Origin of the sequence: Streptomyces sp. LBL (genome assembly GCF_029893585.1) — a bacterium.
Taxonomy (GTDB): domain Bacteria; phylum Actinomycetota; class Actinomycetes; order Streptomycetales; family Streptomycetaceae; genus Streptomyces.
The window spans coordinates 1-21704 of sequence record NZ_JARXYX010000056.1 but is presented as its reverse complement, the minus strand read 5'-3'; the positions used below and the strand labels follow the sequence as shown (position 1 = coordinate 21704).

The 21704-nt window shown below is 68.2% G+C and carries 20 protein-coding genes and 1 pseudogene; 10 read left to right on the top strand and 11 right to left on the bottom strand.

Annotated features, from left to right (window positions below; genetic code table 11):
- Positions 1-101: 101 nt before the first annotated feature.
- Together M2271_RS40720 and M2271_RS40715 are read right to left on the bottom strand one after the other, a co-directional pair.
- On the bottom strand, positions 102-953 hold the full coding sequence (locus M2271_RS40720; protein WP_280892514.1) for an LLM class flavin-dependent oxidoreductase: 852 nt from the start codon (positions 951-953) through the stop codon (positions 102-104).
- Positions 954-994: 41 nt separating this feature from the next.
- Positions 995-1927, bottom strand: coding sequence for an alpha/beta fold hydrolase (locus M2271_RS40715; protein ID WP_280892513.1), 933 nt, complete (start codon positions 1925-1927; stop codon positions 995-997).
- 129 nt (positions 1928-2056) lie between these two features.
- Here M2271_RS40715 and M2271_RS40710 point away from each other — a divergent pair, with 129 nt between their 5' ends.
- The gene (locus tag M2271_RS40710; RefSeq protein WP_280892512.1) at positions 2057-2668 is read left to right on the top strand and encodes a helix-turn-helix domain-containing protein; all 612 of its coding nucleotides are present in this window, start codon (positions 2057-2059) and stop codon (positions 2666-2668) included.
- A gap of 175 nt (positions 2669-2843) precedes the next feature.
- Here M2271_RS40710 and M2271_RS40705 read toward each other — a convergent pair whose 3' ends face one another.
- The 3 genes from M2271_RS40705 to M2271_RS40695 form a co-directional block, all read right to left on the bottom strand.
- Positions 2844-5444, bottom strand: a complete 2601-nt coding sequence (locus tag M2271_RS40705; RefSeq protein ID WP_280892529.1) for a Tn3 family transposase — start codon at positions 5442-5444, stop codon at positions 2844-2846.
- Between the two features lie 17 nt (positions 5445-5461).
- Positions 5462-6112: a DUF4158 domain-containing protein gene (locus M2271_RS40700; RefSeq protein ID WP_280892528.1), complete on the bottom strand. Its 651-nt coding sequence runs from the start codon at positions 6110-6112 to the stop codon at positions 5462-5464.
- Between the two features lie 288 nt (positions 6113-6400).
- The gene (locus tag M2271_RS40695) at positions 6401-7351 is read right to left on the bottom strand and encodes an NADP-dependent oxidoreductase (protein WP_280892527.1); all 951 of its coding nucleotides are present in this window, start codon (positions 7349-7351) and stop codon (positions 6401-6403) included.
- Positions 7352-7435: 84 nt separating this feature from the next.
- Here M2271_RS40695 and M2271_RS40690 point away from each other — a divergent pair, with 84 nt between their 5' ends.
- Positions 7436-8008: a helix-turn-helix domain-containing protein gene (locus M2271_RS40690; RefSeq protein ID WP_280892511.1), complete on the top strand. Its 573-nt coding sequence runs from the start codon at positions 7436-7438 to the stop codon at positions 8006-8008.
- Between the two features lie 182 nt (positions 8009-8190).
- On the opposite strand, the gene M2271_RS40685 is transcribed toward M2271_RS40690, so the two are convergent.
- From M2271_RS40685 to M2271_RS40670, 4 genes are all read right to left on the bottom strand, one after another.
- Positions 8191-8946, bottom strand: a complete 756-nt coding sequence (locus tag M2271_RS40685; RefSeq protein ID WP_280892510.1) for a hypothetical protein — start codon at positions 8944-8946, stop codon at positions 8191-8193.
- Between the two features lie 84 nt (positions 8947-9030).
- Positions 9031-9567, bottom strand: coding sequence for a hypothetical protein (locus M2271_RS40680; RefSeq protein WP_280892509.1), 537 nt, complete (start codon positions 9565-9567; stop codon positions 9031-9033).
- A 213-nt stretch (positions 9568-9780) separates the two neighbouring features.
- Complete coding sequence (locus M2271_RS40675) at positions 9781-10107, bottom strand: helix-turn-helix transcriptional regulator (protein WP_280892508.1); 327 nt, start codon at positions 10105-10107, stop codon at positions 9781-9783.
- Positions 10104-11183, bottom strand: a complete 1080-nt coding sequence (locus M2271_RS40670) for a site-specific integrase (RefSeq protein ID WP_280892507.1) — start codon at positions 11181-11183, stop codon at positions 10104-10106. The genes M2271_RS40675 and M2271_RS40670 overlap by 4 nt, the downstream gene beginning before the upstream one ends.
- An 807-nt stretch (positions 11184-11990) precedes the next feature.
- On the opposite strand from M2271_RS40670, the gene M2271_RS40665 reads away from it, so the two are divergent.
- Positions 11991-12293 (top strand): Tn3 family transposase, encoded by a 303-nt coding sequence (locus tag M2271_RS40665; RefSeq protein WP_280892526.1) that lies wholly within the window; start codon positions 11991-11993, stop codon positions 12291-12293.
- A gap of 251 nt (positions 12294-12544) precedes the next feature.
- Here the strand turns inward: M2271_RS40665 and M2271_RS40660 are convergent, their stop codons facing one another.
- Complete coding sequence (locus M2271_RS40660; RefSeq protein WP_280892506.1) at positions 12545-13147, bottom strand: helix-turn-helix domain-containing protein; 603 nt, start codon at positions 13145-13147, stop codon at positions 12545-12547.
- Positions 13148-13238: 91 nt separating this feature from the next.
- Between M2271_RS40660 and M2271_RS40655 the strand changes: the two genes are divergently transcribed.
- The gene (locus M2271_RS40655) at positions 13239-14198 is read left to right on the top strand and encodes an NADP-dependent oxidoreductase (protein ID WP_280892505.1); all 960 of its coding nucleotides are present in this window, start codon (positions 13239-13241) and stop codon (positions 14196-14198) included.
- Positions 14199-14230: 32 nt separating this feature from the next.
- On the opposite strand, the pseudogene M2271_RS40650 reads toward M2271_RS40655, so the two are convergent.
- Positions 14231-15218 (bottom strand): annotated as a pseudogene (locus M2271_RS40650) (YafY family protein).
- Positions 15219-15311: 93 nt separating this feature from the next.
- On the opposite strand from M2271_RS40650, the gene M2271_RS40645 reads away from it, so the two are divergent.
- From M2271_RS40645 to M2271_RS40620, 6 genes are all read left to right on the top strand, one after another.
- Positions 15312-15710, top strand: coding sequence for a VOC family protein (locus M2271_RS40645; RefSeq protein WP_280892504.1), 399 nt, complete (start codon positions 15312-15314; stop codon positions 15708-15710).
- Positions 15711-15759: 49 nt separating this feature from the next.
- Positions 15760-16863, top strand: coding sequence for an IS481 family transposase (locus M2271_RS40640; protein WP_280892503.1), 1104 nt, complete (start codon positions 15760-15762; stop codon positions 16861-16863).
- 467 nt (positions 16864-17330) lie between these two features.
- Positions 17331-18761, top strand: coding sequence for a benzaldehyde dehydrogenase (locus M2271_RS40635; RefSeq protein ID WP_280892525.1), 1431 nt, complete (start codon positions 17331-17333; stop codon positions 18759-18761).
- A 124-nt stretch (positions 18762-18885) separates the two neighbouring features.
- Positions 18886-20061: a M24 family metallopeptidase gene (locus M2271_RS40630; protein ID WP_280892502.1), complete on the top strand. Its 1176-nt coding sequence runs from the start codon at positions 18886-18888 to the stop codon at positions 20059-20061.
- 206 nt (positions 20062-20267) lie between these two features.
- Positions 20268-20735: a MarR family transcriptional regulator gene (locus tag M2271_RS40625; RefSeq protein ID WP_280892501.1), complete on the top strand. Its 468-nt coding sequence runs from the start codon at positions 20268-20270 to the stop codon at positions 20733-20735.
- Positions 20732-21547, top strand: a complete 816-nt coding sequence (locus M2271_RS40620) for an NAD(P)-dependent oxidoreductase (RefSeq protein WP_280892500.1) — start codon at positions 20732-20734, stop codon at positions 21545-21547. Before M2271_RS40625 ends, M2271_RS40620 begins: the two co-directional genes overlap by 4 nt.
- Positions 21548-21704: the final 157 nt, after the last annotated feature.

Below are 21704 nucleotides of genomic sequence, written 5' to 3'. Positions count from 1 at the left end.
CAACACCCTGACGGGGTGGGTGGGTCCTCGTCATCGGTGGTTCCTCGGTTTCAGGGGCAGCGGTGGCGCCGCCCTCGCGTTGTGGACCGTGATCCGGTGTTTCAGTTTGTGTCGGAGAGGGGGTCGATGATGGTGTCGGCGACCCGGCGTGCCACCTCGGCCGGGTAGGGCGCGTCGAGTCCGAGGACGATGTGGCTGAACCCGCCGTCGAGCGCCGCGCGGACGATGTGGCGGGTGTCCTGGGGTCGGTCGTAGGAGGCGGGCAGGACGATGGATCGGGTGATCTCTGCGGGGTTGCGGCCGATCTCGGCGCACAGCCGGTCCAGCGTGGCGCTGCGGGCGATCGCCTGCTCGATGCTGCCCCCGGGCATGTTCCAGCGGTCGGCGTGCTCGGCCACCACGCGCAGCGTCGGGGTGGCCTGGCCGCCGATCAGGATCGGCGGGTGGGGTTGTTGGACGGGTTTGGGACCGCAGAACGCGCCCGTCAGCTGGTGGTAGTCGCCTTGGAAGTCGAACGGTGCGGTTTCGGTCCATAGTCTGCGGATGATCGTGCACGCCTCGGCGAGGCTTCCGACCGCGTGAGCGGCGTCGTGGAAGGGAAGGCCGTGAGCTGCGTACTCACGCCGGGCCATTGGCACGTCGGGCCGAGAGCCCGCGCCGATGCCGAACTCGAGCCGGCCGCCGGAGATGACATCGACAGTGGCGGCGATCTTGGCCAGCATGGCCGGTGGGCGGAACCTGTTGCTGGTGACCATCACCCCGAGCCGCAACCGCTCGGTTCGGGCTGCGAGAGCGGACAGCAGTGTCCAGCCCTCGAAGGTGGGTCCGTTCGGGTCGCCGCCGAGCGGCATGAGGTGGTCGAACAGCCAGGCGTGCTCGATCTGCGCGATGCCGTCCGCCTCACGCCAGACCCGCAGGACATCGTCGTAGACGACCTGAGATGGGGCGGTCATGATCCCGAAACTGGGCCTGCGGGCCGGCGCGAGGGGGTTGGTCACTTCGAGTCGATCCTTCCCAGCGGGTCGACGGCCGCGGCCAGGGACCGGCGGGCGGTAGGCCACGCGTCGTTGTCGAGGCCCAGCGCGGTACGCAGATACGCCAGGGTGAGGTGCTGGACGACCGCGACACGCTCGGGGCTTTCGTCGGTGTTCCGCGTGTCGTTGGAACCCAGGATGCCGCCGAGTGCGTGGTCCGCGCCGAACAGGGTCAGCAGATCGGTGGCGCCCGAGCTGAGGCGATAGCCGTCGGTGAACCAGTCCGGCCCGCGCACCGTCAGCGGGGACTGGTCATGGTCGCCGGCGACCATGAGGCTCGGCGTCTTCAGCTCGGCGAAATCAGGGCTCATGAACGGGAAGTACTGGATGGCGAGCGGGCTCAGGTCGGCGCCGCCGGTACCGGGCAGGCACAGCAGTACCGCCGCCTTCACACGCGAGTCGCTCACGCTCTCACCGGGAGTGCCGTCGGCGTCGACGACCCGTGCGCCCGCGAGCATGCTGGCGGTCTGTGCGCCCCAGGAGTGTCCGGCGACCGCGATGCGGTCGTGGTCGACGCGGCCGGCCAGCCCGGGCACGCCGGCTTCGATGGTGCCGAGCTGGTCGAGGATCCTGGTCAGGTCGTCGGCGCGGATACGCCAGATGAGCGGGGTGCGCGGGTCGTCGGGGAGCAGGCCCAGCGAGTCGAGATGGGTGGGCTGGATGACGACGAACCCGCGGGCGGCCCAGAAGCCGACCAGCGGTGCGTATTCGTCCATGGTCACGGTCATGCCGTGCGAGAGGACGACGACGGGCAGGTTGTGGCCGGTCGTCGGCGCTGTGACCCGTACCTGCAGGTCCTGGCCGCGGTCCGGGGCGGCAAGTGTGATCGGCCTGACAGATATGACCGGGGTGGTGGAGTCGTTGCCGCCGTCGGCGGACGTGGTGTCGCTCATGAGGTGAATGTCTTTCTCGGAGGGGCCCAGTGGCCCGTGCTGTGCGGTGTCTGGCATGATTGAAATGCGGAGCCCCGCTCCGCATTACGATACGGAACGTTGCTCCGCTTTGCAAGGGAGGTGCTCACGATGTCCACGCCCAACACGCCGCCACCCCCTGCCGCCCGCAAGCGATCCGACGTCCGCCGAAACGAGCAGATACTGCTGGACGCCGCGGCGGCCGTGTTCGTCCGTGCGGGAGTCGACGCTCCCGTGCGGGAGATCGCCGCCGAATCGGGCCTCGGCATGGGCACCATCTACCGCCACTTCCCCACCCGGGCGGAACTGGTGGTCGCCGTCTTCAGACACCAGGTCGACGCGCTCTCCACCGCCGCGCACACGGCGCCCGCTGCCGATACGCCGTACGAGGTCCTGCGGCTCTGGGTGCACCAATTTGCCGACTTCCTGGTCACCAAGCACGGCCTCGCCGAGGCACTGCACTCGGACCAAGCCGGATTCGAGAGCCTGCACAACGAGTTCGTCGAACGCCTGCTGCCCGTGCTCGACCAGCTGCTGAAAGCGTCCGCCGCCGCCGGCTCCACACACGCGGACATCCGCGCCTACGACTTCATGCTCGCCATCGGCAACCTGTGCATCGGAGTCGAAACCTTCCCCGACTACCAGGCCCGCCGCATGATCGACCTGCTGCTCGCCGGCCTGGCACAGACCGCCCCGGCACCGACAGCCAGCGAACCGAAATAGCGCCAGCGCTCTCGCGGACCCGTGCCAGGACCCTCTAAAGCCAAGCAGGTCGCGGGCGGGGCCGTCGGCACCGGAGTGGGAGCTGTTCGACGGACCGTGCGCAGGGACGGGCCCGTAGGCACTGAAGACCGAACTGCTCGGGAGTCCCGGCGAAGTCCTTCGGCAAGTCGGGCAGTCAGGCGGCCTGACCGAGGCCGGCAGTGATGAGGTCCTGCTCGCGCAGCGGGGTGAAGTCGATGTCGAGCGTCGGGTCGTACGCCTGAGGCTGGATGCCGACTTCGTGAGTGCTGTACTCACCGAACCGGTTGATGTGCTCGGTCAGGTACGGCGAGATGTGCGCCAGGTCTTCCGGGTCGATCTCCCAGCCCTCTTCCAGCAGCTGGCGGACGATCTCGGCGATGTCCAGGGCGTTGTGGAAGATCACCGAGTTGGTGAGCAGGGCGTTGAACTTCCTTGCCTTCTCCTGCTCGATGGGGTCGTTGTCGGCGATGACGCCGCGGTTGCCGAAGCCGATCCACTGGGAGAATCGGTTGAATGATTCGACCTCGTTGGTCGCTGCGGTCACCCGCCGGCGTAGCGGCGCGTCGGTGAGGTAGCGCAGGAGCTGCACGGTGCGGATTACGCGGCTGACCTCGCGGAAGGCGGCGTAGGTGGCGTTCTTTTGTGACCCGGAGCGCAGGCGCTTGAGCAGCGTAGAGGACGAGATGGTGCCCTCGCGTACGGAGACGGCCACGCGCATCAGGTGACGGAACTGGGACTCGATCAGGTCGAAGTCGATGACGTGCTTGCCCGGCTCGCCGAACAGGGCGTCGATGTGCACGTACTCCGTCTGCTTGGAGGGCCGGTAATTGGAGGGCCGGTAAAAGGTCAGTTCCTTCCAGTTCCTGATCCTGGGCATCAAGTCGAAGCCCAGCAGGCGGGCGAGCGCAAAGACGGGGAAGCTCTGGCCCTGCGTATCCGCGTGTACCATGGTCGGCTGCACCTCGCTGGTGTTCTTCAGCAGGCCCTCGATGATGTAGACGGCTTCCCACACCCCGCACGGGATGAAGTGCGTGAACAGCGCGATGTAGGTGTCCGAGACGTGGTGGTAGGCGATCCCGCCCGGCTTGACGTACCTCACGCTCGTCTCGGAGAGCAGGTTGTCGAGATAGGTGTCCATGTGGGTGCCGTCCGCCGCGACGGCGGTCCCGTCGCCCCATGCCTGCGAGATGTCGAGGCGGGCGTGCGCGTTCACCAGGTCGGCGACCGCCTCGTTCAGCAGCACGATCGAGAAGTGCTTGTTGGCCACGTACGACAGCTCGTGCCCACTCACGCCGGGAATGTGCCGGGCGGCCTCGTACGGGCCCATGTTGGTGCCCTTGACGAACGTGACGATCACATAGCGGCCCAAGGGGTCGGTGAGCTTGGGCTCGTTGCCCGACGGGGGGCCGAAACGGCGCCACCACTCCACCCAGTACGCAGTCCGGGCCACGATCCCCATCAGGGAACGCTCCGGCATCCTCGCCTTGATCTCCTGCTCCAGCCGCTTCGCCGAGGGCCGCTGACCGTCAGCCCGGAACGCCTTCAGCGACGGGACGCCTGTCTCCGGATCGATCACCAGGCCCTCGTTCTCCGGGTACCCGGCGTCCGCCGCGGCGGCGCCGCCTCGAAGCTTGTCCTCCAGCTGCCGGCGGAAGGACTTCGCGTCGAACTCGGCGCTCTCGCCCGCCTGGGCGAGGCCGACCTCCACCAGGTAGGACCCCAGCGTTTCCTGGACGACCTCCCAGGCCAGCAGCTGCACGGACCAGTCGGCGTACTCCTCCGAGCCGACCACCGCGACGTCGCCGGTGCGCAGTTCCTCTGCGAGCGCGGTGAAGACCATCGCCTCGAAGTGCTTGCGCACGAACTGCCCGGTCCGGGTCTTGTCGACCACGGCCTTGCGCCAGTTCTGGGTGGCGAAGGAGATGTCGACCTCCTTGCCCTCCTCGTTGAAGGCGGTGATGTACTCGCCGCGGGCCGCCTGGTGCCGCTGGGCGTGCGCGAGGGCGTCCAGCACCCGGCTGTCCTCGCTGGTCGCGGTGAACTTCAGCTTGTCGTTGTCGGCGAGGCCGAACATCACCGCCCGGTCGCGGCCGATCTGCCCGTACAGCAGCACTTCCCAGAAGTTGCCGTGGTGGGCGGAGACCTTCTCGATCTGCTCGTACTGCTTGGCGAATCCGCCGAAGCTGTCTACCGCGCGGGTGACCGCGCTGAACCCGCCGGCCTGCACCATCTGGGCCTTCACCAGGGAGAGGACTGCCGGGGAGACCCTGCCCTCCAGCCGCGTCGCGACCTCGTCCACCGACGCCTCCTCGTCCAGGCCCTCCAGGGCCTGGCGGGCCTCGGCGGTCATGGCCGCGGCCTTCGTGAGCGCCTCCTGGGCCGGGCCGCCCTCGTCGATGTGCTTGAGCACCGTGCGGTAGTTCCCGATCAGGGCCTCGACGATCTCTCGCTCGGCGAGCCGGATCTCCTCCAGCTCCGCCTTGGCCTTCTTGATCTTCGTTGCCACGCGCTTGCAGAACATCGTCGCGAGGTCGTCCCGCACCCGCATCCTCGCCTTGTGCGTCAGGGCCGCGACCAGCGCGATGCGTTTGACGGGGGCGAAGTCCCGCAGCTCCGAGGCGTCCGCCGCGTCCGCTTCTCCGGCGAAGTCGGTGATCTTCCCCGCGGCCACACCCTCCATCCACACATCGGTGTCGCCGAGATCGTCCAGCCATTCCAGACGCTTGGTCAGGTTCTTGAAGTGCGACCAGGTCAGGCCCTTGGCTGGCTTCTTCAGCCGTTGAACAGTGTCGTTCCGTCGCTGTCGCGCTCCTCCAGCAACCGCATGAGCCCCGCCCGCTGAGCGCCGCTCATGCGGTCGTGGATGCCCGCGCGGATCGAGACGTTCACCTCGGTGCGAATCTTCGAGGCCATCTTGTCGAAGGTGGAGAACCCCGGCAGCTCCAGCCCGGCCTCCACCACTTTCTCCAGCGCGATGTTGATCAGATCCGCCGGGCGGTTCTTCGCGGCGGCCTCCTTGCGGATCGACTGCTCGACGATCCCCCGGGCCTTGGCCTGGTCGTACGTCACGCCGACCTGCTTGCGGACCAGACGCCGGTGATGCTTGGCAGTCCGCTCCGCCCGGTACACCGGCAGCGTGCCCTCTGGCAGCTCCACCGCCCGCCGCACGAAGTCCACCACCATCTCCGGCACGTCCTCCAGAGCCGGGAAACACCCCATGCGCCGGTACGACTTCAACATCAGCAGCAGGGCCAGCAGATGCTCATCGCAATCCGTGGCATCGGCCGCCCACTCCAGCTCATCGCGGCTCGGCGAGAAGAACAGATGCAGCTCGTGCGCGGTGATCAGCCGCTTGAACCGCGGATACGCGGTCCTCTCGATCGATGTCACAACCCACCCCAGGCCCCAGACGAAACTCAACATCACCACCAACGACGCTGAGCCGAACGGGTGACAGGGGCGGGCGCTCAGGGCTTCAAGATCAACTCATTGCCCCTTTGACGCGTATCTCGGTCACACCCCTAGATCCCCGCGAGTTCGCGGAAACTGAAGCTTCTTCAGCGGGAACCCGAGGGTCCAGGGACGCCATTCTCGGGGATTGACCCGTGGGTTCGCGGCGAACACGCGGGAGCGGCTTTGAGGTCGGCCTGGAAAAGAGGCCTGCCCCGCTCCTCGTCGAGGTGGTCTCGCTTTGTCAGGCCGGCAGGGCGATCACAGGACGAGCATGAGCTTGCCGCCGGGTCGGCGGGACTGGCTGAGCTCGGCCGCTTCCTGGATCTGGTCGAGCGTGTAGGTGCGGGCGACCGGTACGAACAGGATGCCTTCGCCGGCGAGCCGGGCGAACTCGTCCATCTGCTCATAGCGGATCTCGGTGGTGGTCCGGACGCCCAGCTCGGCCGCGGCGGCGAAGTCCGAGACGGTGAGGACACGGTCGGGATCCCCGGTCAGCTCGATCAGGGTCGGTAGTGAGCCGCCGGCCGGGCTGGGCTGGTCGGCGCGGTCGATCCGGCCCCCGGTCGGCGCCGCGTCGAGGGCACGATCGATGTGGCCTCCGGACAGTGCCCTGACACGTCCTGCCATGCCCTCGCCGTAGGCGGCAACCTGGGCGCCGATCTCACCCAGAGCTGCTGCCCGGGTCTGCCCGGCGGTGGCGATCACCCGAATACCCCGGTGCAGCGCGAAGCGCACCGCCGCCTCACCCACGGTGGTACCCGCGCCGTGGACGAGCAGCAGCTCACCCGGCTGGACGCCGAGGTCGTCGAGCGCGCGCCACGCCGTCTCGGCCGCCATCGGCAACGCGGCGGCCTGCTCGACGGTGACGCCTTCGGGGATACGTGCCCAGGCCGGCATCAGCGCGTACTCGGCAGCACCGGCCGTCGGACCGTCGAAGGTGGCCGGGCCGAACACGCGGTCGCCGATCCGGACGCCGGTGACGCCCTCACCGAGCGCGTCGACCGTGCCCGCGATCTCCAATCCGAGCCCGCGCGGCAGCGACGGCAGATGGTCGGCGAGGAGACCGTCGACGACGTGCCAGTCGGCCGGTGTCAGGCCGCACGCCCGCACGGCGATCCGGATCTGACCGGGTCCCGGCTCCGGCTGTGGGACGTCGCGGAGCACGATCACGTCCGGGGACCCGAACCGGTCGAACTGAAGAGCCTTCATGACGATCTCCCGAGTGATGACAGCATCTGTTGTCATCGACAATATCATCGTTACGACAGATGCTGTTGTCGTATCCTGTTGGGTATGCCGAGATGGGAATCCGACGCACAAGGCCGGCTCGAGCGCGCGGCGCTCGAGCTGTTCGAGACACAGGGGTTCGAGCGCACCTCGGTCGCGCAGATCGCGGGCGCCGCCGGTCTGAAGGAGCGCTCCTTCTACCGTTACTTCCCCGACAAGCGGGAAGTCCTCTTCGCCGGTAACGAACTTGAGGCCCACCTCGTCGCCCAGGTCGAGGCGACCGACCCGGGCCTCACGCCGATCGAGGCGCTGCTGACCGCGCTGAGAACCGCCGAGGAGATCTTTCGCCGGCGCGAGTTCCTGCTGCGCCGCGTCAGAGTGATCGCCGCCAACCCGGCACTGGCCGAGCGCGATCTGATCAAACTCGCCGACATCGCCGACGCGCTGGCGCTGGCGCTCGAGCGCCGCGGCGTCGAGCCCGGCAAGGCACGCTTCATCATCGACGTGGTGCTGGCGATCCACCGGCGCGCCACGTCCCGCTGGCTGACCTCCCCGGACGCCTCCCTCTCCCAGCTAATCACCCAGGCCTCCGACGAGTTGCGCGAGGCAGTCACGCTGTCGGCTCCGACGGCCCGCTGAGTCGGCCCACGACTCCCGAAGCTGTCCACAACGGACACGAAGGTGCCCCGCCCCTGGTCGGCCGACATGGCCTGACCGAAATGACGCCTTTTGGGCTCACCTCGGCGATACCCCGGGACCCCCGCGAGTTCGCGAAAACTGAAGGTACTTCAGCGGGAACTCACGGGCCCGATGCACCGATGTTAGGGGGTGGACCCCTGGGTTCGCGGTGAAGTCGCGGGGTCGTTCTCCAGGGGCCGTTCCAGGAGAGCGCGGGCGGAGTTCGCGTACCGGATCGCGGTTTTCTCGCTGAGGCCGAAGACCTCGGCGAGGTGGAGCGCATCGGCGCCGTGGACGAGGGCCTCTTCGAGCTGGCGGTCCATGCGGAGTCGTTCCAGAGTGGCGGTCTGGCCGTGCAGTGCAGGACCGGCCGCCGAGCTCTTGCCGATGGGGCCGGTTCCCAGTGCGGTCTGCTTGTTGATCAGCAAATGCAGATTGGCGGTGTCCGGCCAACGCTGACGCCGGAACTCCAGCCATTCCAGGGCAACTTGGTGGGTGAGGTCGTCCAGGGGGCGGGTGCGGCCGTCGATGACCAGGCGTCGGTTGCCGATGTCGAGGTCATCGAGCTGGAGGCGGCGGATCGCGCCAGAGCGGGCGGCGTGGCCTGCGGCGAGGACGAGGATCAGCCGGTCGGCGGGGTGGGTGACAGCGGCGACAGACCCGTTGACGTGCTGGGGTTCCAGGGCCTGGATGACGCTTTCCTCGCGCTGGCCGACGCGGATGCGGCTGGTGGGGTTCTTGAAGATGGTGCCGTTCTTCTTTGCCCGCCGGAACAGGGACCGCAGGGCGACGATGGTTGCCTGGCGCTGTGTCCCCTGGACAGTGTCGAGGTGGGCGAGCACGTCGTCGCGGGCGACTTCGCGCAGGTGTTCGTAGCGGTTCGACCACTCCAGCAGCACCAGGCGGATCCGGTTGAGGTAGTTCCAGACCGTCGCAACGTGGCGGGCCCGGGAACGGGGGCCGCCGTCGTGCAGCAGTCGGGCTCAGTCCCTGACATCGCAGGCGATCCCGGTGGCGAGTCCGTCGAGCTTGGACTCCAGCCACAGATCGAACGACAACGGTCGGTCATCGAGGAACACACCGATGTGGTCGAGTACTTCGGTGGTGCGCTCGACGCTCAGGCCGCGTGCTCTCAGCACCGGGAAGATCTCCGAGTAGCGGACCGTGTCGCCCTCGGCGTGGCTGGTCAGCACGATGATCAGGGCCTGCTCGACGTTCAGGAGCGTCTTGCGGGGCCAGCCGCGGGCCTCGCCGAGCCGGCGGGCACTGTGCCGGGCCCAGGCCAGCCAGGGGTTGCCGTACTGGGCGTACTCATCGGCGACCTTCCGCCCTGGGAGGGCCCGCCGGACCTCGAACAACGCTGGCTGGCAGCAGACCGCAGCCGGTGGAGGCGCCGGGGTCGGCTCGGGCCGGCGGGGTCGTCCTCGCCGGCCGTGCTTGACCGGCGACGGCTTGCGCCGCCGGTCCCAGATCGCTGCCATGCCATAGAAGAACAGCTGCTGGTAGCGCAGGTGGGGCAAGAAGGACTCCGGTTTGCCGCCGGCCGCGTCAGCCTCCGTTCGCGCCTGGACCCAGCAGAGGCGGCAGTAGTCCTCCCGCAGGGGTGCTTGGCGTTTGCAGCCGGCGCACTCGCCCGCCTTCCAACGCTGGGCGAACGAGGAACACGTCGAACACCGAGGTTCGAAGAAGCGGCCCCAGGACAAACATTCCAGGCAGGAACTTGGATCCATGGGTCACCTCGGAGGAAGGGATCGGCCGTCACGTCGGCGAGGGACCACCGTCGGGGTCGCCCCGGACGCGGCAGCGGCCTGTCGGCCGGTCTCCTCGCCGGGTCGGCGGACCTTGTCCGGCTCGGGGATCATCAGGTCGCCGATCTCGCAGCCGAGGACGACGCAGATGACGTCGAGGTCGTCGAGTTTGAGGGAGACCGGCTGGCCGGACCATAGGCCGGACATCTTCCCCGCTGAGATCACCAACCCGTGCTCGGCCAGGCTCCGCTGGAGCTCGGACGCCTTCCAGATACCCTTGTTCGCGGCCGTCAGCCGTAGGTTCCACCTCATCGGACCAGTCCTTCCAGCCGCTTCGCGGCCCGTTCCATCCCGGCGGCCCAGGCGTCCTCGACCCGAGTCTGTTGGACGTGGATATACCGCATCGTCGTAGCGATCCAGGAATGCCCCAAAACCTCCTGAATGGCGAGCAAGTCCAGCCCGTTTCCATAGAGTTGGGACGCGCAGAAGTGCCGCAAGACATGCGGGGTCAGCTTCTCGCCCCACCCGGGCAAATGCAGCTTGGCCGCGTCCTTGAGGCCGCTTCGCAGGGCGTCGTCGCCGACCCGGTGTGAGGAGCCGTCGGTGTTCTTGCGCTCGGAGGGGAACAGCGGGGCGCCGGGGCGGGTGTGGTCGTCGTCGAACTGGCCCCAGACGTCCTCGATGAACCACCGAAGTGTCCGGTCGGCACCGTTGATCAGCGGCACCATCCGCTCGCGCGGCCCGGAGCCGCGGGCCCCCTTGCCGTGACGGACGTGGAGCTTGCCGAAGCGGCCCAAGTCCCACTTGATGTCGTCCAGGTCGAGCTTGCATGCCTCACTGACCCGCAGGCCGACCTGGGACATTAGCTTCGAGGCGGTGTAGTTCCGGGCGGTCGGGGCGAACTTCCGGCAGGTGGCCAGTTCGCCACCCCAGCCGGTGAACAACGTCTCGACTTCCGGCTCGCTTGGCGGGATCCGCAGCTGGGCGTCCTTGGCCCCGCGCGGCTTGTTCATCTCGTCGATCGGGCACTCGATTACTCGGCCGGTCATCCGGTGGAGTTCGACCTTGTGCCGCAGCTCTAGGAACATGAAGTACGTGGTCAGCGCCTGCGACCGGGCCAACCGGGTCCCGCTGGGCGAGCCCCGCAGTACCTTCCCGAAGTACGCGTCGGCATCGGCGGGTTCCATGTCCCACAGGGGCCGGCCGAACCAGGTCCGAACCTGGTCCAGGTGCCCGACGTCCCCGCGGATGGTGCCGTCCGCCAGGCCGGCTGAGGCCCTCGCGAGGACGAACCCGGACAGTGCATCGGTCTCGAACCGCTCCAGCTCCTCGGCCGACGCGGGCGCCCAGTGCTCACGCAGGTCCCGTACGACTGCCAGCGCCGCCAACCCGAGCCTCCTCGCCTTCGGCCCGACCGTGGATCGGTCGGACGAGGTGAGAACGCTTCAAGAATCCCGAAGTTACGTCACAAGGCCACAGAGCACACGAAGGAGGAAGAACCCAATGGCCACGGGGCCAGGGACTCAGCAGGGCTCAGGGGAACTCGCGGGATGTCGCACACCTCGTTGATTCGTCCCCTGGGATCCGTCCACCCCTGGTAGAGCCCAGAGCCCCGCGCGTCACATGCTCAGTGTCATCAGTCGGGGCGAGCGATATCGGGGAATAGTGCACGGTCGGAATAACCCCCTCCCTCCAGTAATCAAGCACCTCCAGCGCGGATGCCTGAGCGTCCAGCAGGCACCGGACGGGCATGTCTACCGGCACCGGCTTGGCAGCCTCGCCTTCAAGGGCGAAGACGTCCACGGCGCGGAGGCCACCTGGATCGTCACCGCCCCCGTCGCCCGGGCCATCGCCGACCCGCTCCCCGCAGCTCAAGCGCAACCTCATCGCGTGCCTGATCGGGCTCTCCACGAACCTCGGACTCCATGGGATGGCGGCCTCGTGCGGCATCCCGTACGACGTGCTGGCGTGGACCGCGGAGTGGTACATCCGCGAGGACACCCTCCGCGAGGCGAACATCTGCCTGGTCAACTACCACCACAAGCTGCCGATGACCGCGATGTTCGGCTCGGGCACGCTGTCGTCCTCGGACGGGCAGCGGTTCCCCACCCGCGGCAAGTCGATCACCGCCCGGCACCTGAACAAGTACTTCGTCACCGAGGGCATCTCCACCTACACCCACGTCAGCGACCAGCATTCCACCCACCCGCCGCCAGCCCGAGCAGCAGAACGAGCAGGCATGGTGCCTGACGGTGGTGACGAACGCCGTGGTCTGCTGGCACACCGAGTACATGGGCCTGGCCGTCGACGAACTGCGCGGTGCCGGCCGGGAGGTGTACGCCGAGGTGCTCTCGCACGTCTCCCCGGCCCGCAGCTCGGCGGTGAACTACTACGGCTCGATCACCGTCGACTACGAAGCCGAACTCGCCCAGCTCGACGACAAGGGCCGCCGCCCGCTGCGGACCGTGGCCGTGGACGACCCCGCGGCCGGGCTGTAGACGGCGCCTGACAACCGGCGGGGCTATTGCGAGTCGGCATCATGTCGGCCACGGACGAGTCGAGCCGACCGGGAAACAGATGAGCGTCCCGCTCGACAGTGACGAGCGGGACGCCGACCCCCAAATCGTATGGGGCTCTTCGCAGTTGACGGTGTAGCGAGTGCGGCGTGCACATCGAAACGGGCCGCGCAATCATCGGACGGCACCGAGACCTCGATGCCAATCCCCGGACCGACGCGCCGACCACCTCTTCATTCTCGCTCAGCCACCTTCGGTTGGCTGTAAGCGGAGGACCGGAGTCCGTCCATCAGGAGGTTCAGCAGGCGAGCCGCCATCGCTTCATGCTCGGGCGAGCTAGCCACGGTGAAGATGCCGATGAGAGCGGCAGCGATGTCTTCGGCGGGGACGTCGGCGCGGAGTTCCCCGCTCGTGCGGCCGGCTTCGAGGATGTTGTCGATGGCCGCGAGCAGTTCGGTCCGGGTGTGGGCATGGGCTATCTCGCCCGATTCGACCATCGCGAGCAGCGTGTCGAGCATGCCGTTCTTGGTCGCGATCCAGTGCCCGAACAGGTCCATCCAGCGTCGCAGCGCTGCGGGCGGGTCGAGCTGGGCGAGTAGCTCACGGGCACCGGCGGTGAGCCGCGAGACCTGGCCCCGGTAGACCGCGTCGACCAGCGACTCGCGGGTGGGGAAGTGCCGGTAGAGAGTGGCGATGCCGACCCCGGCTTCGTCGGCGATCGCGCGCATCGACGGCTCGGCCTTGGCCGAAGCGAACAAGCGGGTCGCCACGTCCAGTAGCTGTTGGCGGTTGCGGGTCGCGTCCGCCCGTGGTCTACGGGTCTCTGCGGCAGCCAAAACGGATCACGCTCCACTTGTGCTAGGTTACGTAAACGGAGCATAGTCCGCTTACGTTTGCTTCACGACCGCCACAGGAGATATGGGGAACATGAAAGAACCGAGCGTCAACACGCCGGCGACCACGAGCCGGGCGGTCCAGTTCGAGTCGTTCGGCGGACCGGAGGCCTTGAGCGTCCGCGAGGTACCCGTGCCGCAGGCCGGCTCGGGACAGATCCGCGTGCGGGTCACCGCGGCTGGGCTGAACCCGATGGACTGGTTTATGACCTCTGACGCAGAGACCGCCGCGCGGTTTGGTCTGAGCCTGCCATGCGGGTTTGGCACCGACTATGCCGGGGTCGTGGATCAGGTCGGTGACGGCGTGAGCGAGTTCGTGGTCGGTGACCGGGTATTCGGTGGCGCCCTGTCCCGCGCGGTCGCCGACTACGTCGTCGTGGACGTGGCGGGGACCATCGCGGTGGGCGGCGAGGCGCACCGTACCCCGGACGGCGTCGACGACCGCACCGCTGCCACCCTAGCTATTGCGGGCTGCACGGCGGCATCAGCTCTCGCCGTGGTCAACCCGGGTCCGGGTGACACGGTGCTCATCGGCGGCGCGGGAGGCGGGGTAGGCGTGTTCGCTGTCCAGCTCGCGCGCCTCGCGGGCGCGCGAGTGATCGGGACGGGGTCGGCAACCTCGGCCGATGCCCTGCGCGCCCTGGGGGCCGAGTCGGTCGCCTATGGCGATGGTCTGGTCGACCGGGTCCGCGCGCTGACTCCCGCTGGCGTCACTGCGGTCATGGACCTGCATGGGACGGACACGGCGCACGCGGCACGCGACCTTGGCGTGCCGGACGAGCGCATCACCACCATTGCCGCCCAGATCGACGGGATCACGCCGGCGAACGGCGCCAACGCAGCCCCTGGCGCCATCGAGGAGATCGCCGGCCTGGTTGCGGCGGGTCGGCTCCGGGTGCCGCTCGCGGCACGCTTTCCGGTCGAACAGATCCGCGCTGCGGTCGAGCTTCAGGCGGGGCGGCACGTGCACGGGAAGGTCGTCATCGACCTCTAGGTGTGCCATCTCATGACATTGGTTCCTCGCGGTCAGGCTTGGCGGGCGTAGGACGCAAGGCGATCGGCGAGCGCGGTGACGAGGTCGCGCAGTTCATCGGGGCGCTCGATGACGAACGGCCGGTCGAGTGAGGCGAGTACTGGAGGCAACCAGTCGAGCCGCTCCGCCCGCAGCTCGACGCGCAGCCAGCGCTCGGTCGCCCGGTCCTCTGCCGCGGGCTCGTGCTCCTCCAGGCTCGCGACGCTGGCGGGAAGGTGGGCGCGGATCTGCTCAACTGTCCCGTGGATCCGCAAGGTCACCTCATGCCGGTACTCGGCCGTGGCGAACGCTGACAACACGCGCTGTGCCGGACCGGGACCCACGGGTGCTTCGAATGAGCCGGGCAGGGTCCGCGCGTCTGCGATGCGATCGAGCCGGAAGGTTCGGTCCTCGCCGATCTGGGTGTCCTTGCCCGTGACGTACCACCGGCCCGCATGGGCGACGATCCCGTACGCGTGCAGCGTGCGTTCGCTGCGCCGTCCGTCGCGGTCGGTGTAGCGGATCGAGACCGGTCGGCGGTGGCGCACCGCATCGGCGATGGTGAGTAGGACCCCAGCGTCCGGGGTGTCGAACTCGCCGAGCTGATCCGTGAAGGCGAGAGCCTCCAGAAGTGTGTCGAGCCGACGGGCGATGTGCTTGGGCAGCACCCGCCGGATCTTCGCCGATGCCGTCTCGCTTGCCGTGTGCTCCGTCGTCGTCAGCCCTGCTCGGCGGCCGGCGACCAGGCCGAGCAGCACGGCCAGCGCCTCGTCGTCGCTGAGCATGAGCGGAGGCAAGCGGTTACCCGGGAGCGAGCCGGTACCCGCCGTAGCGGCCGCGCACCGATTCCACGGGCACATCCAGATCGATCAGCTGGTCCACATACCGCCGCACGGTGCGCCCTTCGACGCCGAGCCGGTCGGCTAGTTCGGCCACCGTCCGGGTGCCGCCCGACTGCAGCAGCTCCAGGAGTGTCAGCACGCGGGCAGTGGGTCGGGGCATGTGCTAAACCTAATGCGAATACAGGACCGATTCTGTCCACTATTTCTCCTAGCCTGCGCAGTGCACGCCTCCAGCACAGCCAAGGAGATCCCCATGGACTTCGTCTCGATCCGCATCATCACCAGCGACGTAGCGCGCCTCGTCGAGTTCTATGAGCGAGCCACAGGGGCGCGGGCAACGTGGGCCACCGAAGACTTCGCCGAACTCAACACCGCGGGCGCCACCCTCGCGATCGCCGGCACCCGCACCGTCCCGCTGTTCGCCCCGGGCTCTGCCCGCCCGGCGGACAACCACAGCGTGATCACCGAGTTCCTCGTCGACGACGTGGACCGCGTTCACCAGAACCTGGCCGGCTTCGTCACCGACTTCGTCACCGAGCCCACCACGATGCCCTGGGGCAACCGGTCGCTGCTGTTCCGTGACCCCGACGGCAACCTCGTCAACTTCTTCACCCCCGTCACCCCAGCGGCCATCGAAAAGTTCGCACGCTGACGCCACGCAAAGCCGCTCACGCGGGAGCCCTGAGATCCCAGGGCTCCCGATGAACGCGGCCGCCGAGTCCAGGAGCGCCACCAGCAGGGGACACCGGAACGCAACGCTGACCCCCGAAGGACGCCTGCGCTTGTGCCTGCGGATCGACGCCGGACGTCCGATCGCGCACGTGGCTGCGGAAGCCGGAATCTCCCGCCGCTGCCTGGCCAAGTGGTACGCCCGCTGGCGCGCGCACGGCGAGAACGGACTACTCGACCGCTCCTCCCGCCCCGCCACCAGCCCCGCCCGCACCCCCGATGACATCGCCGACCTGGTGGAGGCGCTGCGGCGGCAGACCAAGCACGGGCCAGCCCGGCTCGCCGCCGACCCACAGCGGCTGCACGACGTCACACTCGCGCCCGCGACCGTCCACCGCATCCTGGTGAGGCGAGGACTCAACCGGCTCCGGGACCTCGACCCACCGACCGGCGAGCAGTTGCGCGAGGTCATCCGCTACGAGCACGACCGGGTCGGCGACCTGGTCCACGTCGACGTCAAGAAACTCGGACGCATCCCGACCGGCGGCGGCTGGCGGATGCACGGCGTCGGCACCGAGTCCGCCCGCGCCTCCAAACGCACCGGTCCCGGCACCGGCAAGGTCGGATACACGTACCTGCATTCGGCGCTCGACGACCACTCCCGGCTCGCCTACACCGAGGCCCTGGACGATGAGAAGGCCATCACCGCGGTCGCCTTCTGGCACCGGGCCGTTGCCTTCTTCGCCGCCCACGGCATCACACCGCTCCGCCGCTGCCTCACCGACAACGGTGCGTGCTACCGGTCTACGACCTGGGCTGACGCGCTCGCCGCGACCGGTACGAAGCACAAGCGGACCAGGCCGTACACGCCGCGCACGAACGGGAAGGTGGAGAGGTATAACGGGACGCTCTCCCGCGAGTGGGCGTACGTCCGCGACTACACAACCGAGCGTGAACGCCGCGTCGCACTCGCGGAGTTCGTGAACTACTACAACCACGAGCGGCCGCACGCCGCGCTCGGCGGCCGACCGCCCATCAGCCGGACCGCCGGGAGCAACTACCGAATCGTCTTCGACCAGCCGCCCGAACCACTCGCGGACATCCCGCAGCAGCTCACCTTCGAGGACTTCGCGTAACCAAGGTCCCGAGACACCACATCTAGGGAAGGTCGAGAACACGACGCTCTTCTTCTCTCGTGTGGTTGCCCTGCGTTCTGCGACCACATGACCTCGGACCCGAGGGGCGATCGGCTTCACCGCAGCAGCCGTTCCGCTGTGCCTGCTCCCGCCCCGGCCCCGTCCGACCTCGGTGGATCTCATAACCCGAAACGCGGATGGTGAGTCTGAGTCGCTCGCGACGGGCGGCTCAGCGCCCCCACCCGCCACCCTCAGAACGCTAGGCGCCTAGCGGATTGACAAGACGCTAGGCGCCTAGCAGAATCTGTGAGGTACCTAGCGAATTGGGTGCGGGCCGCCACTTGCCCGGGATGTGACCGGCAGGGCCGCTTCACACGACGAGTCGGCATCGCACCCGACTGAAAGGTGAGTAAGTGAGCACAACAACAGTGCCCAACTTCCTGGATCCGGCCCGATGGACGGGCAAGATCTGGACGGGGGAGTGGGTAGCGGGATCCGGCGGGGAGCACTCCGTCCATTCACCCGCCACCGGTGAGCGCCTGGCGACGATCGGCTTCGCTTCCCCCGAGGATGTCGACGTCGCGGCCGAGGCTGCGGCTGCCGCCCAGCGGGAATGGGCCGCGCGCAGTTACGAGGAGAGGGCCGCGGTGCTGCGGCGTGCAGGGGATCTCTGGCGCGCCCATGCCGACGAAGTCACACAGTGGCTCAGGGCGGAGTCCGGCTCTGCCGGGGCGAAGGCCCGGTTCGAGGTTGAGACAGCGGTGCAGGAGTGCTATGAGGCTGCGGCCCTGGCTTCCATGCCCTACGGCGAGGTTCTCAGGTCCACGCAGCCCCGGCTCAGCCTCAGCCGACGCTTTCCAGTGGGCGTGGTGGCCGTGATCGCGCCTTTCAACGCGCCGATCGTCTTGTCCATCCGTGCGGTGGCGCCGGCTCTTGCCCTGGGGAACGCCGTTCTGCTCAAGCCGGACAGCCGGACCCCGATCAGCGGCGGCGTCACCCTCGCTGCCATCTTCGAAGAGGCCGGGCTGCCCGCGGGCGTTCTGCAGATGCTGCCCGGTCGCGGAGCCCAGGTGGGCGAGCGTCTGGTCACGACCCCGCTTACCCGGGTGATCGCGTTCACCGGCTCGACCGGCGCGGGCCGGCGGGTCGGTGAATTGGCGGCGCACCACCTCAAGCGCTCCCATCTCGAACTCGGTGGCAACAACGCGCTGATCGTGCTCGACGATGCCGATCTCGCCCACGCCCCGAGCGTGGGTGCGGCGGGCTCGTTCATCCACCAGGGGCAGATCTGCATGGCGACCGGTCGGCAGCTGGTGCACGAGGCGGTCGCGGACGAATACGTGGCCAAGCTGACCGAGCGGGCGGAAGCACTGTTCCTGGGGGACCCGGCAGGCGACGGGCCTGTCCAGCTGGGGCCCGTCATCGATGAGCGGCAGCGCGATGGCATCCACGCCATCGTCACCGACACGGTCGCTGCCGGCGCGAAGCTGCGGACAGGTGGCTCGTACCAGGACCTGTTCTACCGGCCAACCGTTCTCGACCACGTCACCCCTGATCATCGCGCCTTCCGCGAGGAGATCTTCGGTCCGGTGGCTCCGGTCATCCGCTTCTCCACGCTCGATGAAGCGGTCGAACTGGCCCGCGACACCGAGTATGGGCTCTCGCTCGGCATCCTCACCCGCGATGTCATGCGCGGCCTGCAACTCGCCGAACGCATTCCGTCCGGAAACGTGCACATCAATGACCAGACTGTGAACGACGAGGCGCCGGTCCCCTTCGGAGGCGTCGGCGACTCGGGCACCGGATCGCGTCACGGCGGCCACGTGGCCAACGTCGAGGCGTTCACCGAAACGCAGTGGACGACGATGCGCGGCGAGCTTCCGCGCTACCCCTTCTGACCACGGGTACGTCCACAAGGAGGGCAGACACATGATGAACGGTGTACCTCGTGCGGCGCACGCGCCGGCGCCAACGCTGTCCTTGGCGGAGCGGGACCGGCGCTGGGCCAGGACCCGAGCCCTGATGGGTGAGCTCGATCTGGATCTCATCCTGGTCGGCGGGTTTCGCAGCCGCGACCACTATGAGCACTATGTGAGCAACGACTACATCGAAGGCGCGGTGATCTTTCCCCGCGGCGAGGCTCCGATGACGGTGGCCTGGGGCGCCACGCGCATCTTCCGGGCCGAGGACAGCTTCGCTCGCGGCGCTGTGCGCTGGATCGACCAGTATGTCACCGGCCTGGACGGAGCCGCCGTGGCCGGCCGGATCAAGGATCTGAGTCCGCGCGGCCGGATCGGGGTCGTCGGCCTGGAGACCCAAACCGCTGGGGAGTTCAGCGGTTTCATCCCCGCCCGGTTCTGGATCGACCTGACCGAGAACCTGCCCGGCCGCGAGATCGTCGACATCTCGTGGAAGTTCAACGAGATGATGCTGCCCAAGAGCGAGGAGGAGCTCGCCCTGGTCCGCTGGGCCGCGGACGCGGCCGAGGCCGCCAGCCAGGCGATGCTCGACACCGTCGCCCCAGGGGTGCCCGAGACCGAGATCTATGCCGCGGTGCTTGCCACCCTGGTGCGGCGCGGATGCGGTATGCGCTACCCCACACTCATCCTGAACTCGGGCTCTCCGAGCCTGGCGTGGGGGCCGCCGAGGTGGACCACCACGGCGGAACCCGTGCGCCGGATCGCTGAGCAGGACCTGGTCATGGCCGAGATCTTCCCGACTTTCGGTAATGCCGAGGTCCAGGTGCAGATGTCGATCGCCGTCGGCAAACCCGAACCGACCATCGCCCAGTGCGCAGCCGTCGCTCGGGCCTCATACGAGGCGGGGCTGTCGGTCCTGCGGGCCGGCATCACCTTCAGCGAACTCGTCCACGCCATGGAGGAGCCGCTTCGGGAGGCCGACTGCTGGGCCCTGACCCCGCTGGTGCACAGCCTCAACCCGCAGGCGTTCCTCGGCTTCACCCGGGTCAACGACCAGGATGCCGCCCCCGTGGCGCCGCTTCCCGGTCCCGCGCCGCGGAACCTGCCGCAGTTGACGGGCAGCGAATTGGTGCTCCCGGCCGGTGCGACCCTCGCGTTCGAACCCAACGCCTGCATCGGGCGCACACGGGTGGTCTCCGGGGGCACCGTGATTGTTACGGACACAGGGTACGAGGAGATCAATAGCCTCCCGTGCCGGATGCAGACCACCCATGCCTAGGCCCGACGGCCGGCATGCGATCTCCAGACCGCCGCCGGTGCTCGGCCCCGCATGATGGGAGGTGTGACATGACGACATGAGCCATGCCCATGACCCATGCCCAGGCAACAGAGCTTCGCGATACGGTCCGGCTGCTGTACCGGCCGGCCGCACGCGAACGCGAGAGGTCTGTTTGACCAAGTCAGGCGCCTAGCCATAATTGTCAGGTGACTAACGAACAGACAGATCCGCAGCAGCACGAGTCCGCCGGAGCATGGGCGAAGAAGTACCACATGGCCTCGCGCCTGGTGATCGAGTCGGTACTCCGTCCCTACGATCTCGGGCCCACTCAGTGGTACGTCCTCCATCAGCTCGCGCACGCCGGGCCAACCCCCCAGCGCGACCTGGTGCGCCTGCTGCACGTCGAGCGCGCCACGCTCACGGGCGTGGTGGCGGCACTCGTCCGCAAGGGCTTGGTGGAGCAGACGCCAGACTCCACCGATCAGCGCCAGAAGGTGCTGACCATGACTCCGGTCGGCGCCGCGCTGTGGCGCAAACTGCCCGATCCGATCGCTCTCATCCTCAAGACCGCCTTCGACGGTGTCCCCCAAACCGATATCGACACGACCACTCGAGTGCTCCGCACCGCAACCGGTCGACTGACCAACCGACTATCAGAAAGCAAGGAAACATGACCATCCTGATCACCGGTGGAACCGGACTCGTAGGCTCCCGCCTCCTGCGCCGCCTCACGGACGCGGGCATCGACTGCCGCGCGATCGTGCGTCCCGGCAAGGAGCTCCCCGCCGGCGTCACCGCCGTCGAGGGCGACCTGCTCGACCCGGCCTCGCTGCCCAAGGCCGTCGAAGGCGTCACCGCCGTCATCCACCTCGCCGCAGTCCTGCGTACCCCTGACCCCGAGCAGATCCACCGCGTCAATGTCGAGGGCACGCTCAATCTCATCGCGGCAGTGCAGGCCAACGCCCCCGACGCCCGCGTCATCATGGCCAGCACCAGTCTCGTCTACGACGCCGACGTGCCTGGGCCGGCGCGCGAGGGCGACCCCACCAACCCGCAGCTGCCGTACCCGGCGAGCAAGGTTGCCGCAGAACAGGCCCTGCGCGAGAGCGGACTGACCTGGAGCATCCTGCGCTTCGCCTTCGTCTACGGCGAAGCCGACGACCACCTGCAGTCCGCCCCGAAGCTCATGGGTTCCTGGAATTGGCACCCCGCCAAGACCCTCAGCCTCATCCACCACCGCGACATCGCGACCGCCGTGCAGTTGGCCCTCACCGGTACGATGGACGGGCGCATCGTGAACATCACCGACGACGCCCCTGCCTCCGTCCTCGAAATCGCGCGCCTCCTCGGGGTCGAGTACAAGGAGTCCGCCGAACCGCTGACCGACCCGTGGCAGGGCCACATCGACGGCTCACTCGCCCGCGAACTCGGCTTCACGCCGACCGTGCCGAGCATGTACCGCGCAGCCGCCACCGGCACGCTGTAAGCAGTACAAGGGCACCAGGTAGATGTGCCCGTGGCCCCCGCAGTCCGGAGCATCCAGCCGATGCGGGAGTGTCATGAATTAGGTGGGAACTTCACCCGAAGGGACACCTGATGATGATCCAGAAGACTCACTCTCTCGAGACGGTGGGCGGCGTGTC